The organism is Aeromonas sp. FDAARGOS 1417, from assembly GCF_019046985.1.
Lineage (GTDB): Bacteria > Pseudomonadota > Gammaproteobacteria > Enterobacterales > Aeromonadaceae > Aeromonas > Aeromonas veronii.
Map to the genome: position 1 here is coordinate 877,278 of NZ_CP077221.1, position 13,175 is coordinate 890,452.

Here is a 13,175-nt window from a genome sequence, read left to right on the forward strand (position 1 = left end):
ATGGGGCAATAGTGGCAAAGTTACCGGAAAAATCCTATCGCAGGCGGGGCTTTTTCAACGTGAACTGTGAGGCACTGCAGGTTCGGGAGGGGTCACAACAGCGGTGCGATCTTGCGGGGCATTCCAGTGGCTGAACCAGAGATGACGGGTACGGATTTGACGTTTGCGATAATTCAATGGGCATTCCTTTCAATGGATAAGTGGTAGAGAGTACACCTCTTTTGCCCAAAGTCTCAGGGTTATCTGTGACGGGAAGATGACAATTGTGCCCGCCACTGCCCCGGCGTCAAACCAAACGCCTCGCGAAAACGATTACCGAAATGGGCCTGGGAAGAGAAGCCACACTGACTGGCGATGCTGGCCAGCGGCTCGGGGCCAGCCAACAGCTGCTTGGCCCGTTTGAGCCGCAGCCCCAGCAGATAGCGGTGGGGCGGGCAGCCGAGACTCTGGCCGAACATGCGGGCAAAGTGATACTCGCTCAGCCCCGCCTGCTGGGCCAGCTCTGCCAGCGTGACCGAATCGGCCAGATGGGCCTGCAGATACTCCTGCACCCGTTTGATCACCACGGGCGCCAGCCCGCCGCGCAGAGGCGGCAGACCGGGAGCCTCCTCGGTGTGGTAGCGATAGGCGTGGAGGATCAACATCCAGGCGCCGTGGGAGAGTGCCAACCGATCGACCCCGTGCTGCCACTGAAGCTGCATCAACTGGCGCTGCACTAGTCCGGCCGCCTGAGGATCGTCGATAAAGGTCTTGTCCACCAGTTGCAGGTGGCGCCCCTCCTTGTCACACACCTCCTCGGCGATACGGGTGAGGTGAGCCGGGGTGAAGTAGAGATGAAAGAAGCGAAACTCTTCGCGCACCAACCACTCGGATCTGTGGTGATCCGGCATGATGCACACCTTGCCGGTGCCACCGTGACCACCGGGCCCATCGAGTCGCTCGGTCTGCTCGCCTCCTTGCAGATAGACGCTCAGGGTGTGGTGGCCCGGCTTGTGATAGCGGGTCTGGTCATAGCAGTTGCGCCAACTGGCGACGCCAAGCCCGGGTTCGAGCCAGCAGGCGTCTTCCAGCCGGGCGCCGGTGCTGACCAGTGCATCAAATACCCCTGCTGTTTTCATTCTCCCCTGCCACCTGTTCCGGTTATGTGTACGGGTTATCTCGCTGCTATCCATCTTACCGACCGCGCCCGCAGATGACAGCGCAGGGCGATGAAAAACCGCAAGATGGTGCAATCCTGCCATCAGGGCTCGCCCCATAGTGGGTCATCTCTCCCTGACTCACCGGAACTGTGATGAATCTGATGCTCTATCTTGCCACCGTGCTTATCTGGGGCAGCACCTGGATTGCCATCGCCTGGCAACTTGGCCCCATTCCCATCGAGGTATCGGTTCTCTACCGCTTCCTGCTGGCAGCGGTTGCGCTGTTTGCACTGCTCACCGCCAGCGGCCGCTTTCCGCGCCTCCCCTGGCACGGCCAGCGTTACGCAGCACTGCTCGGTGCCCTGCTCTTTTCCACCAACTTTCTCTGCTTCTACCACGCCACCCGTTATATCCCGAGCGGCATGTCGGCAGTGATCTTCGCCAGTGCCAGCATCTTCAACGGCCTCAACCTCTGGCTGTTCGAGAGCAAGCGCCCCACCCTGCGCTGGTTGCAAGGCTCCTTGCTGGGACTCTTTGGCACCCTGTTACTGTTCTGGCCGGTGCTGGCGGATGCGCAATTGGGTGCAAACGGCTGGAAGGGGCTGCTGCTCGCCTGCGGCGGCACCCTCTGCTTTTCGCTGGGCAATCTGGTCTCGGCCCGGGGCCAGCGCCACGGCTACCACGTACTGCAACTGGTGCCATGGGGCATGGTTTACGGCGTGGTGCTGTTGCTGGGCTGGGTCATATTGCTAGGCCAACAGCTGGTGGTGCCGACCGATGGCCACTATCTGGCGGCCATGGTCTACCTCGCCCTGTTTGGCTCGGTGATCGCCTTTACCGCCTATCTGACGCTGGTGGGGCGCATCGGTGCCAGCAAGGCCTCCTACGCCACCGTGCTCTTTCCATTGGTGGCGCTTACCCTCTCCACCTTCTATGAAGGCTTTGTCTGGCAGCCGGTCTCGGTGGCCGGAGTGGTGATCAGCCTCATCGGCAATCTGGTGATCTTCGCGCCGCCCTTAAGTGAATGGCGCATTCGACCGGCCAAGGCAGCAAACGACCCTTGCTCCTGAGCCAGTCAGCCCCTAAGGTAGCGCCATTCGATAGGCATGATGGCGACACAAGAGGGCGAGATGTTACTGGAAGGGCTGGAGACGCTGAGCCTGCTGGCGAGTGAAGGAACCATGGCCAAGGTGGCCAGTCGCCTCTATATCAGCCAGTCGGCGGTGAGCAAGCGGATTGCCCAGCTGGAGCAGCGCCTTGGCAAGAAGTTGATCGAGCCGGAGGGGCGCCAGATCCGCCTCACCCAGCAGGCAAAGGAGCTGCTGGAACGAGTGGCCCCGAGCTTGGCCGAAATGAAGGGGGTGCTGGCCGATAGTCAGGATCTGGCGGATCAGAGCCCCCTCCCCATCGCCTGCTCCGAAACCCTGCTGGCCGGTTATCTCGCCCACTTCATGCGCGACTATCTGGAGCGCGATCCCCACCTTGCCCTCTCTACCCACCACACCCCGGTCATTCTGGCGCGGGTGCGCAGCGGTGATGCCCTGCTCGGCATCTGCGCCGGTCGGCTCCCACCCGGCCATGGCCTCGGCGCCGATCTGCTGCTTGAGGAGCCCTTTTATCTGGTGGGCGAAACGCAGCAGAGCCTGCCACCAGCCAGCGCAGAAAGCAGGCGCAAGATCCTCACCATGGATCTGGAGAACCCCTCCAACCGCTACCTGCGCGAACCGCTGGCTAATTTGGGGCTGGAGCCCGCCATGGAGCTCGACTCCTATCTGGCGCTCATCGAACTCGCCAAGGCAGGCATTGGCCCTGTGCTGCTCCCCGCTGGCCTGCTGGGGCTGGTGGGAGAACAGGGGGAGATGGCCCGCCCACTGCCCGGACTGGGCCGCCCCCTTCATCTGGTCTACCGACCAAACAGCCTAAAGCGCGAGCGGATCTCCAGGCTGGTGAGCGCCCTGCACCAACACTTTCGCCACCGCAGCGTCACACCGCGCTAGCGCTGTAAAACACCAGATATGACAACGGGGCCCAAGGGCCCCGTTAACAATTGCGATGCGGCAAGCAAGGCGCACATCAGATCCAGGCAAACAGCTCGGGATACTGGCTCCAGACCAGCTTGGCAGACATCAGCAAGGAGACGGTCACCAGTAGCGGCTTGATCAGCTTCACTCCTTTTTTCAGCACCATCTTGGAGCCGAAGCGCGCGCCGATAAACTGCCCCAGCGCCATGCAAAAACCAACACTCCACACCACCTTGCCACCGAGCGCAAAAAACAGCAGGGAGGCAATATTCGAGGTGAAGTTGAGCAGCTTGGTATGGGCGGTGGCGCGCGCCATGCCAAAGCCCGCCAGCGCCACGAAACCGATGGCAAAAAACGAACCTGTGCCCGGCCCGAAGAAGCCGTCATAAAAGCCGACACCGCCCCCCACCAGCAGCGCAAACAGCATGGGAGTCAGACGGCGGGAGCTCTCGGCATCGCTTACCCGCGGCGAGAAGTAGAAGTAGCAGGCAAAAGCCATCAGCAGGAAAGGGAGCAGGCGCTCGAGAATGGCCGCGTCTATGGTCTGCACCGCCAGCGTGCCGATGGCCGCACCGATAAAGGTGCAGATCACCGCAGGCCAGATCATGGCCCACTCCAGCAGCCCCTTGCGAGCATAGAACCAGGTGGCAGAGAAGGAGCCAAAACTGCTCTGCAGCTTGTTGGTGCCGAGCACCAGCGCGGGGGGCATGCCGGTGGCAAGCAACGCTGGCACCGTCAGCAGGCCACCGCCACCGGCGATGGCATCGATAAAGCCGGCGACAAGCGCTACACCGAACAGGGCAAACAGGGTAACCAGTTCCAATTCCATCCATAGACCTCACGAGAGTGGGTTGCCCGAAGGAGCAACCGGAGCTAACCAAAGCGACGTTGTGCGGGGGGGCACAGGCTGTTCGCTATCCTAGCGGGCCACTGACCATGAATCTAACGAAACAGTGGCAGACAATTAATTCCTGATTTTCATTAATTTGAGTTGCCTCAACCCTCAGAAGGCCTGTTAGCAAGCCGTTGAAGCGACGTTCGCTTCCTTGATGGCTGCCAGCGCCTCACAGAGATGCTTCTCATCGGCACCGGGGAAACGGCTGACCCGCCCGGCCATGTAGCGGCTGCTGAACAGATTGAACCAGTGCTGCAGTGCCTGCCCCGCCTTGAGCTCTCCCGCCACTTCCAGCACGCAGGCCGCCACTTCGGCGGTGCAGAGGTGCTCATCGCAGTTGGCGACCCGCATGCCGTAGGTAGAAAGCGTATCGGGTTTGATGGCGAGCACCGGAAAACCGTCGAGATAGGGGCTCTTGTTGAACATCTTGCGCGCCTCCGGCCAGGTGCCATCGAGCAGGATAAAGAGCGCTTTTTTCCCCGGTGCCAGCGTCACCTCGCCGGTCAGGCGGGCAGGCTCCTTCTCGCAAGCGGGAAAGACTACATAGGGCTGCCAGGCGGGATCGGCCAGCAGGGCCAGCAGCTCGGGATGGGGCTGGGTGCGCGACCAGAGAAACGCCCAGGTGGTATCCGGCAACACATCGGCGATCAGGCGACCGGTGTTGGAGGGCTTCATCGGCTCGCTGTCATACATCAGCAGGCAGAAACCGGCCTCCGCTTTGAGCTCGGGGCGCCACTCACAGGCACACCAATCCTCGCGCAGCTGACAGGCCGGACAGCGGGCCAGGGTGCCGCCACGGGCAAGAAACGGTCGGGTAGAGATACTCTTGCGCCAGGCCCGCAGGCGGTTGACGGCGTGATCAGGTACAGGCTTCATCTAGGTTCACAACTGGAGTCAAAACAGGAACGGCAGCGGTGCCAGCAAGTCACGGCACCACAGGGCGCGATAACAGGGGGGCAGCCGGAAAAGCGCAAGATTGTACCGAGTTACGCGCTGGCGGAACAGCAATCCGTGCCCCTTTCGCCAGACGCAGTGCCAACCTCTCTTGCCTTACGACTCCTGACAGCTGCGCAGCAGCTCCAGCAACAGGCTGCCATCGCGCAGTGCCTTGTGCACCTGCACCGAAGTGGGCTTGGTGGGATCTTCGTAGAAGTGGGTGGATTCAATCTGCAGCCGCACAAGATATTCGGCGGGCAACTGGCTGGCCAGCGACTGGTGCAGCATGGGGAACAGCAACCGATCGGCACGGGTGATTTCCCCCCCCAGCAGCAGCTTGCCCGGATTGAGCAGGCAGATGAGATTGGAGAGTACCTTGGAGAGACGACCCGCCGCTTGATGGAGAATATCCTGACAAAGGCTGTTGCCTGCCAGCGCCAGCTCGCACAGCTCGCGGATGGTGACGCTCTCGGGCAAGTCGTGCTCCTGCATCCGCTCGCGCAGATCCCGGTATTGCGCCTCCAGCGCCTGATTGGTCACCAGGGTGCAGGCACAGCCAAAGCCGCCGCAGTAGCAGCGCTGGCCATAGGGTTCGAGCTGCAGGTGGCTGAGATCTCCGAGCAGCGCATTTTCGCTCTCGATAAGCTGGCCATTGACCACCATGCCGACCCCGATGTCGTTGTGGACAAACACCAGCACCGCATCGGCGCAATTCTTGGCAGCCCCCCACTCCCGCTCGGCCTGGATCCAGGTGCGCACGTCACCGCTCACCAGCACAGGTACCGAGAACGCCTGTTGCAGAGTCGGGCCAAGGGGCCAGTTGCGCAGATCGTAGAAGGGGAAGTGCTTGACCATGCCGGAGTGGCGCTCTACCTGACCCGGCAGACAGAGGGCGATACAGGCCAGACTGAGGGACTTTCTCGGCAAAAACACCTTGATGGCGTGTACCAGACTGCCCAGCAGATCGGCGCGCTCCTCCTCGGTAAAGAGGTGGCGCTGGCGAGCCAGCGAACGGCCGGAAAAGTCAAACAGCGCCATATCCACGTAGCCACGGCCGAGACGCATGGAGAGAAACTGGAAGCGGCGTTCGTTGATGCGCAGCAAGGTCTGACGACGGCCGCGCCCCACTGAACTTTCACCACAGGTGACCACCAGACCCCCATCGAGCAGTTCCCTGGTGATCTTGGTGATACTGGCTGGCGAGAGACCGGTCAGGCGGGAGAGATCGGTGCGCGACAGCTCCTTGTGCTCTTCCAGGCTGGCATAGACCAGGCCGTAGTTGAGCTGCCGGATCAAATCGATACTACCTTTCACGATCTCATTCATAGGGTATGTGGCAAAGGCTGAAAAAAAGAGGCTGGCAATTTTCACACATTATTGGTCAATCCCCAAATAAAGTGCGGCCTGAACCGGGGGTCAGGCCGCATCTTGTGGTGGCCGTCACGGACCATTGCAAGATCAATAACGGAATTGCGACACCAGTTTGCGCAATTTGTCACCGGTACTGGCCAGATCGCGGGTGGTGCTGTTGGATTCCACCGCCGCGCTGGTCAGCTCGCTGACAATCTGCTGAATGGCCACCAGGTTCTTGTTGATCTCCTCGGAGACCGCGTGCTGCTCCTCGGCGGCGGTGGCGATCTGGATGTTCATGTCGTTGATGGTACTGACCGCCATCACCATGCTGTCGAGGGAGCTGGCGATATGGCTCGCCTCCTGCACCGTCTCCTGGCTGCGATCCTCGCTCGCCTGCATCACCTCCACCGCCTGCTTCACCCCGCCCTGCAGACGTTGCAGCATCTCGTTGATCTCCTTGGTGCTCTGTTGGGTACGACCGGCCAGCGAACGCACTTCGTCCGCCACCACCGCAAAGCCGCGTCCCTGCTCACCGGCGCGGGCCGCCTCAATGGCGGCGTTCAGCGCCAGCAGGTTGGTCTGTTCGGCAATGCCGCGAATGACCTCCACCACCGAGCCAATCTTGGCGGTCTCTTGCGCCAATTGCTCGATAACGCCGGAGGCGGTATGCACCTCCCCCACCAGCCGGTTGATACTGTTGATGGCCCCGCTCACCACCCCTCGAGCGGCGTCCGATTCACGGGCCGCATCGCTGGTTGCCGTCGCGGCATTGGAGGCACTGGCCGCCACCTCCTGTGCAGTGGAGCTCATCTCGGTAACCGCTGTGACCACCTGATCGGTCTCGCGACTGTGACCCTGCATCTGATGGTCATAGTGCTCGCTCAGATGGTGCAACTTGTCGACCGCGCTAAAGAGGTGGTTGCTGGTCTCGCCCACCTGACTCACCACCGACTGGATCCGCTCGACAAAGCGGTTGAAAGCGCTGGCCAGCTGGCCAATCTCGTCCTGACTCTGCACCTTGAGGCGCTGGGTCAGATCCCCGTCGCCGTTGGCGATATCGTTCAATGCCAGTACCGCATCCGCCAGCGGCTTGGTGACCCGGTTGCCCACAATAACGGTCGCCGCCAGGGTGATACCGAGGATCAGCAGGATCACCAGCACACTGCTCTGCAACGAGGCATGCATGTTGCTCTCGCGCTCTGCCCGCAAGGCCGCCAGCTCGTTGTCGATATCATCGATATAAAAACCGGTGCCAATGGCCCACTGATATTTGTCCAGCACCAGAGTAAAGGCCAGTTTGGGAGCATCGCGACCGATAGAGGGCTTGGCCGTCCAGTATTCGGTAAAACCATCCCCCTGACGGGCCGACTTGAGGATCTCCTGGATCAGCAACTTGCCCTTGGCATCCTTGTCGTTCCAGCGGTTTTTTCCCTCCAGCTCGGTACGCACCGGCAGCAGTATGGTGTTGCCCTCAAAGTCATAGACAAAGAAGTAACCGTCACTGCTGTAACGCAGCGGCCTGAGCAACTCTTTGACCTTTTGACGATTTTCCGGTGAATCCGGCAGAGAATACACGGCATCGACAGCGGTTTTGGCCATCATGATGTAACTGCTGAGCAGCGCTTTACGCTCCTTGATGGCATTTTCCCTCGCCACCACCAGATCAGACTCCAGATCGCGCTTGGAGACCATGTAGTTACTGAGATTGACCACCAGGGCCATCAGCAGCACGGGTACTGCACCCAGTAACAGGATTTTCTGCTTTAGCGTCATCTTTCACATCCTTGCAGCTGTTTTTATTGGAATTCCTTGCTTACTCATCAGTATAGGTGCTGGCAGGGCGAGCCCAGCTTTCGTTACAATTCCCTTAAACAAATCGGCCAGAACGTGAAAATCATGAATCTTTGTCCTTGCGGCTCAACCCTTTCTCTCGAATTGTGCTGTGGCTCACGTCACAGTGGCGCTGTGGCTGACACCCCGGAACAGCTGATGCGCTCTCGCTACAGCGCTTTTGTGCTCGGTCTGGGGGAGTATCTGGTCCATAGCTGGCACCCGGCCCACCTTGGCGGTCTCACCGCCGAAGAGCTTTCACGCATCGACACCCGCTGGGATGGTCTCGAGATCATCGCCAGCCAGGGCGACCCGGAGGATGAAACCGGGATGGTGGAGTTCAAAGCCTGGTTTCTGGAAGGGGATGAGCGTCACTGCCTCCATGAGCGTTCTCGCTTCGTGCGTTATCAGGGCCGCTGGGTCTACACCGAGGGAGAGCAGGATCCAGCCCCCCTCAAGGCAGGACGCAACGATCCCTGCCCCTGTGGCAGCGGCAAAAAGCACAAGAAGTGCTGCGGCTGACCCATCACACCCCCACCAGACTCGTCAAACAGTGACAAGGGGCATCCGATGCCCCTTTTTTGTGTCTGCCATTCGCCACCAGCCCATTAACCGCTGCGATAACAAGCGTGACAAATGTCACATAATGCTCATTAACGCGCGAGCAAATGAGCGTTTGCGAGCGCAAATTTGGCCCATATCAAACATTTCCACTCAGAAGTAGGCCACACTGGCCTCATCTGGAAGAGATGAGACGGGCAACAATGAAAAGAATAACTACACAAGTCGTCATCATAGGCGGCGGTGCCACAGGGGCCGGCATCATGCGCGATTGCGCACTGCGCGGTATCGACTGCATCCTGCTCGAGCGCGATGATATCGCCGCCGGCACCACCGGCCGCAACCACGGCCTGCTCCACTCCGGTGCCCGCTACGCGGTGACGGATCAGGAGTCCGCCCGCGAATGCATCCAGGAAAACCGCATCCTCAAGCGAATTGCCAGCCACTGTGTCGAAGACACGGGCGGCCTCTTCCTCACCCTGCCGGAAGATGACATCAATTTCCAAACCACCTTTATGGATGCCTGCGCCCTGGCCGGTATCGAAACCCGCCAGCTCGATCCCGGTGAAGCCCTGCGCATGGAGCCCAACGCCAACCCGGCGATGATCGGCGCCATCCATGTACCGGATGGTACGGTCGACCCGTTCCGCCTCGCCGCAGCCAACGTGCTGGACGCAAAAGAGCATGGCGCCCGCATTTTCACCCACTGCAAGGTGCTGGGGCTGCTCCGCACTCAGGATCGGGTGCACGGGGTCAAGGCCATCAACACCCGCACCGGCGAAGCGTTCGAGGTGGAGTGTCAGGAGGTGATCAACGCCGCCGGCATCTGGGGCCAGCAAATTTGCGAATACGCCGATCTCGGCATCCGCATGTTCCCGGCCAAGGGCTCCCTGCTCATCATGGATTACCGCATCAACCAGTTGGTGCTCAACCGCGCCCGCAAACCGGCGGATGCGGACATTCTGGTGCCGGGCGACACCATCTCCCTCATCGGCACCACCTCGAGTCGCATCGATTACAACAAGATTGACCAGCTCACCGTCGAACCCGAAGAGGTCGAAGTGTTGCTGCGCGAGGGGATCAAGCTCGCCCCCATCATGGCCCGCACCCGTCTGCTGCGCGCCTACGCCGGGGTGCGCCCGCTGGTGGCGGTGGACGGTGACGACACCGGCCGCAACATCAGCCGCGGTATCGTGCTGCTGGATCACGCCGAGCGGGATGGTCTCAAGGGCTTCAACACTATCACCGGCGGCAAGCTGATGACCTACCGCCTGATGGCTGAGTGGGCCACCGATCTGCTGGCCAAGAAACTCGATAACAGCAAGCCCTGCCAGACCGCCGAACTGAGCCTGCCCGGCTCGCGGGATCCGGAAAAGGTCTCCGCTCCCGGTCTCTCGGTGCCGGTCGAAGGCTCAGCCCAATACCGCCACGGCGAGCGGGTCATTGCCTTCTTCCGTGACAATCCCAAGGCCAACGCTCTCATCTGCGAGTGCGAAATGGTCACCGCAGGCGAAATCGAATACGCCCTGCGCGAGCTGGATGTGGACAACCTCATCGATCTGCGCCGCCGCACCCGTCTTGGCATGGGCCCCTGTCAGGGCGAGCTGTGTGCCTATCGCGCCGCCGGTCTGATGCAGGAGTATGGCAAGGCTGACGGCCGTCAGGCCTGCGTCATGCTGCGCCAGTTCCTGGAGGAGCGTTACAAGGGAACCCGCCCCGTCCTGTGGGGCGATGCCCTGCGCGAGGCCGAGTTCACCTACTGGATCTACGAAGGGCTGTTTGGCCTGGGGGAATGGACGGCGCCACAGCTGGTCGCCGATACCCCACGCGACCCAACCAGCGAGACCACTCACAAGGAGAGCCGTCATGAAGTTTGACAATATCGTTATCGGCGGTGGTATGGCGGGACTCTCGGCTGCCCTGCGGCTGGTGGAGGCAGGACAGAAGACCCTGCTGATGGCCTCAGGCCAGAGTGCCCTGCACTTCTCCTCCGGCTCGGTCGACCTGCTGGAGAGCGAGGGGGATCCCCGCGCCGCCCTGCCCGCCTTTATGGCGGCCCATCCGGATCACCCCTACAGCAAAGTAGGAATGCAAAATATCGAAGCGAGTCTGGCCGATCTGCAGCGCCACTGCGCCGAGCAGGGATTGCCGCTGGTGCGCCACGACACCAATCACCAGCGCCTGACTCCCATCGGTACCCTAAAGCGCACCTGGCTCTCCCCCGATACTTGTGCCTGCGTCACCGATGCGCCGATCCCGGATGTACTGCTGCTGGCCACCCTCGAGGGCTTTCGCGACTTTCATCCAGCACTGGCGGCGGCCAATCTGGCGACCCATCCGCGTTTTGCCCACTGCCGCATTCTGACTGGCGAAATCCGCCTGCCCCAGCTGGCGGAATTCAGCCGCAATCCCCACGAGTTTCGCTCAGCCGATATCGCCCGTCTGTGTGACAAACACCATCTGGTGGCCGATCTGGCCCGCGAGATCAGCCGCATGGTGCAGGAGAGCGGCGTACCCGGCTGCCGCCATATCGTGCTGCCCGCCTGCCTTTCGCTGGGGCTGGTTGGCCCGCGTCTGGCGGAGCTGGAACAGCGTACCGGCTGCACCATCAAGGAGGTGGCCACCATGCCGCCGTCACTGATCGGCATGCGGATGCAGGAGGCGCTCAAGCGCCGCTTTATGGCCCTTGGCGGCACCTTCCTCACCAGCGAGCGGGTGCTGGGCGCCCGCTACGAAGGTGACCGGGTAGTCGGCGTACATACCCAGAATGGCGATGATCAGCTGTTCGAGGCGGACAACTTCGTGCTCGCCTCCGGCAGCTTCTTTAGCCGCGGGCTGGAATCCCGTCTGCGTGGCATTCGCGAGCCCATCTTCGATGCCGATGTGCTGAGTCTGGAGGAGCGTGACGCCTGGGCCGGTCGCCGCCTGTTCGACCACCACCCCTTCATGGGCTTCGGAGTCAAGACCGACGACAAGCTCAGAGTGCTGCGTGGCGGCAAGCCGCTCGCCAACCTCTATGGCGCGGGCAGTGTCTTGGCCCATTACGACCCAATTCGTGAAGGTTCCGGCTCCGGCGTTGCCGTTGCCACCGGCTGGCAGGCTGCCGGCCATATTCTGGGCGCGGCCCAATGATGATTTTGTCCCATATCCCGTGCCTTCACACCCTACGGGAGGAGAACTGACATGCTACTGGATCACGCCAACCAAACTTTCGATCAGTGCATCAAATGCACCGTCTGTACCGCCTACTGCCCGGTGGCCAAGGCCAACCCCGCCTACCCCGGCCCGAAACAAGCGGGCCCGGATGGGGAGCGACTGCGGATCAAGAGCCCCGAGCTGTTCGATAGCGCCCTCAAGCACTGCACCAACTGCAAACGCTGTGAAGTGGCCTGCCCGAGCGGGGTGCGCATCGGCGACATCATCGCCAAGGCCAAGCATCAATACAGCGGTTTCAAACCGGGGATCCGCGAGTTCGTGCTCTCCCACACCGATCTGATGGGCAGCATGTCTACCCTGATGGCGCCGGTGGTCAACTTCACCACCGGCCTCAAGCCGATGAAACTGGTGCTGGACAAGGCGCTGGGGGTCTCATCCCACCGCGACCTGCCCAAATACTCTCAGGGCACCTTCCGCGGCTGGTACAAGAAGCAAAAAGAAGCTCAGGCTCGTTATGAGCGCCAAATCGCCTACTTCCACGGCTGCTACGTCAACTACAACCACCCGCAGCTTGGCAAGGAGCTGGTGCAGGTGCTCAACGCCATGAACATCGGTGTGCAGTTGCTTGAGCGGGAGAAGTGCTGCGGCGTACCACTGATTGCCAACGGCTTCATGGACAAGGCCAAGCAGCAGGCGGCCTTCAACATCAAGCAGATGGAGAACTCCCTGCTGGGTAACGAGATGCCGCTGCTGGCTACCTCCTCCACCTGCGGCTTCACCCTGCGCGATGAATACCCCCACCTGCTGGAGCAGGACAACCACAAGGTGCGGGATCGCATCTCGCTGGTGACCCGCTTCCTGTGGAACGAGTTCTACAAGGGCAACAAACCGGCGATGAAGCCGCTCAATCTGCACATCGCCTACCACACCCCCTGCCACATGGAAAAAATGGGGGGCGTCATCTACACCCTCGAATTGCTGCGCGCCATTCCCGGGGTCAAGGTAACGGTACTGGAGTCCCAGTGCTGCGGCATCGCTGGCACCTACGGCTTCAAGTCGGAGAACTACCAGACCAGCCAGACCATCGGCGAGGGGCTATTTGATCAAATCAACCGCCTCTCCCCCGATCTGGTGATCACCGATTGCGAGACCTGCAAATGGCAGATCGAGATGAGCACCAGCTTCCGCTGTGAACATCCGATCCACCTGTTGGCCCAGGCGTTGGCCTGAATCCCCCCGGCCCTTGCGGCCGTATAAAAATAATCCACGCAGAGATAAACAAAG

General features: G+C 61.1%; 11 protein-coding genes. 6 read left to right on the top strand and 5 right to left on the bottom strand.

All coding sequences use genetic code 11. From position 1 onward, the window contains the following. Positions 1–239 precede the first annotated feature (239 nt). Positions 240–1,118 (bottom strand): helix-turn-helix domain-containing protein, encoded by an 879-nt coding sequence (locus I6L47_RS03910; protein WP_216948711.1) that lies wholly within the window; start codon positions 1,116–1,118, stop codon positions 240–242. A 173-nt stretch (positions 1,119–1,291) separates the two neighbouring features. Between I6L47_RS03910 and I6L47_RS03915 the strand changes: the two genes are divergently transcribed. Continuing rightward, positions 1,292–2,209: a DMT family transporter gene (locus I6L47_RS03915; RefSeq protein ID WP_216948712.1), complete on the top strand. Its 918-nt coding sequence runs from the start codon at positions 1,292–1,294 to the stop codon at positions 2,207–2,209. 60 nt (positions 2,210–2,269) lie between these two features. Beyond that, positions 2,270–3,136, top strand: a complete 867-nt coding sequence (locus I6L47_RS03920) for a LysR family transcriptional regulator (RefSeq protein ID WP_216948713.1) — start codon at positions 2,270–2,272, stop codon at positions 3,134–3,136. A gap of 76 nt (positions 3,137–3,212) precedes the next feature. On the opposite strand, the gene I6L47_RS03925 is transcribed toward I6L47_RS03920, so the two are convergent. The 4 genes from I6L47_RS03925 to I6L47_RS03940 form a co-directional block, all read right to left on the bottom strand. Further along, positions 3,213–3,989, bottom strand: a complete 777-nt coding sequence (locus I6L47_RS03925; protein WP_005333472.1) for a TSUP family transporter — start codon at positions 3,987–3,989, stop codon at positions 3,213–3,215. Between the two features lie 186 nt (positions 3,990–4,175). Beyond that, positions 4,176–4,931: a tRNA-uridine aminocarboxypropyltransferase gene (locus I6L47_RS03930; protein ID WP_216948714.1), complete on the bottom strand. Its 756-nt coding sequence runs from the start codon at positions 4,929–4,931 to the stop codon at positions 4,176–4,178. 174 nt (positions 4,932–5,105) lie between these two features. After that, on the bottom strand, positions 5,106–6,317 hold the full coding sequence (locus I6L47_RS03935) for an ROK family transcriptional regulator (RefSeq protein WP_005333476.1): 1,212 nt from the start codon (positions 6,315–6,317) through the stop codon (positions 5,106–5,108). Positions 6,318–6,449: 132 nt separating this feature from the next. Then, entirely contained in the window at positions 6,450–8,117 is a 1,668-nt protein-coding gene (locus tag I6L47_RS03940; RefSeq protein WP_005352447.1) for a methyl-accepting chemotaxis protein, read from the bottom strand. A 123-nt stretch (positions 8,118–8,240) separates the two neighbouring features. Here I6L47_RS03940 and I6L47_RS03945 point away from each other — a divergent pair, with 123 nt between their 5' ends. The 4 genes from I6L47_RS03945 (at position 8,241) to glpC (ending at position 13,121) form a co-directional block, all read left to right on the top strand. Continuing rightward, positions 8,241–8,696: a YchJ family protein gene (locus I6L47_RS03945; RefSeq protein ID WP_216948715.1), complete on the top strand. Its 456-nt coding sequence runs from the start codon at positions 8,241–8,243 to the stop codon at positions 8,694–8,696. Between the two features lie 242 nt (positions 8,697–8,938). Further along, a complete protein-coding gene (glpA, locus tag I6L47_RS03950; RefSeq protein ID WP_216948716.1) occupies positions 8,939–10,612 on the top strand; it encodes an anaerobic glycerol-3-phosphate dehydrogenase subunit A in 1,674 nt (557 codons plus the stop codon). Next, a complete protein-coding gene (gene glpB / locus I6L47_RS03955; RefSeq protein ID WP_139732243.1) occupies positions 10,602–11,867 on the top strand; it encodes a glycerol-3-phosphate dehydrogenase subunit GlpB in 1,266 nt (421 codons plus the stop codon). Before glpA ends, glpB begins: the two co-directional genes overlap by 11 nt. A gap of 51 nt (positions 11,868–11,918) precedes the next feature. Beyond that, positions 11,919–13,121 carry an anaerobic glycerol-3-phosphate dehydrogenase subunit GlpC gene (glpC, locus tag I6L47_RS03960; RefSeq protein ID WP_040069181.1) on the top strand — a complete coding sequence of 401 codons (1,203 nt, stop codon included), beginning with the start codon at positions 11,919–11,921 and terminating at the stop codon, positions 13,119–13,121. The last annotated feature ends 54 nt before the right edge of the window (positions 13,122–13,175 follow it).

What these genes read in the sequence shown, in the direction of transcription:
- I6L47_RS03910 (WP_216948711.1), bottom strand. Translation starts at nt 1,118, where the DNA reads ATGAAAACAGCAGGGGTATTTGATGCACTGGTCAGCACCGGCGCCCGG.
- I6L47_RS03915 (WP_216948712.1), top strand. Translation starts at nt 1,292, where the DNA reads ATGAATCTGATGCTCTATCTTGCCACCGTGCTTATCTGGGGCAGCACC.
- I6L47_RS03920 (WP_216948713.1), top strand. Translation starts at nt 2,270, where the DNA reads ATGTTACTGGAAGGGCTGGAGACGCTGAGCCTGCTGGCGAGTGAAGGA.
- I6L47_RS03925 (WP_005333472.1), bottom strand. Translation starts at nt 3,989, where the DNA reads ATGGAATTGGAACTGGTTACCCTGTTTGCCCTGTTCGGTGTAGCGCTT.
- I6L47_RS03930 (WP_216948714.1), bottom strand. Translation starts at nt 4,931, where the DNA reads ATGAAGCCTGTACCTGATCACGCCGTCAACCGCCTGCGGGCCTGGCGC.
- I6L47_RS03935 (WP_005333476.1), bottom strand. Translation starts at nt 6,317, where the DNA reads ATGAATGAGATCGTGAAAGGTAGTATCGATTTGATCCGGCAGCTCAAC.
- I6L47_RS03940 (WP_005352447.1), bottom strand. Translation starts at nt 8,117, where the DNA reads ATGACGCTAAAGCAGAAAATCCTGTTACTGGGTGCAGTACCCGTGCTG.
- I6L47_RS03945 (WP_216948715.1), top strand. Translation starts at nt 8,241, where the DNA reads ATGAATCTTTGTCCTTGCGGCTCAACCCTTTCTCTCGAATTGTGCTGT.
- glpA (WP_216948716.1), top strand. Translation starts at nt 8,939, where the DNA reads ATGAAAAGAATAACTACACAAGTCGTCATCATAGGCGGCGGTGCCACA.
- glpB (WP_139732243.1), top strand. Translation starts at nt 10,602, where the DNA reads ATGAAGTTTGACAATATCGTTATCGGCGGTGGTATGGCGGGACTCTCG.
- glpC (WP_040069181.1), top strand. Translation starts at nt 11,919, where the DNA reads ATGCTACTGGATCACGCCAACCAAACTTTCGATCAGTGCATCAAATGC.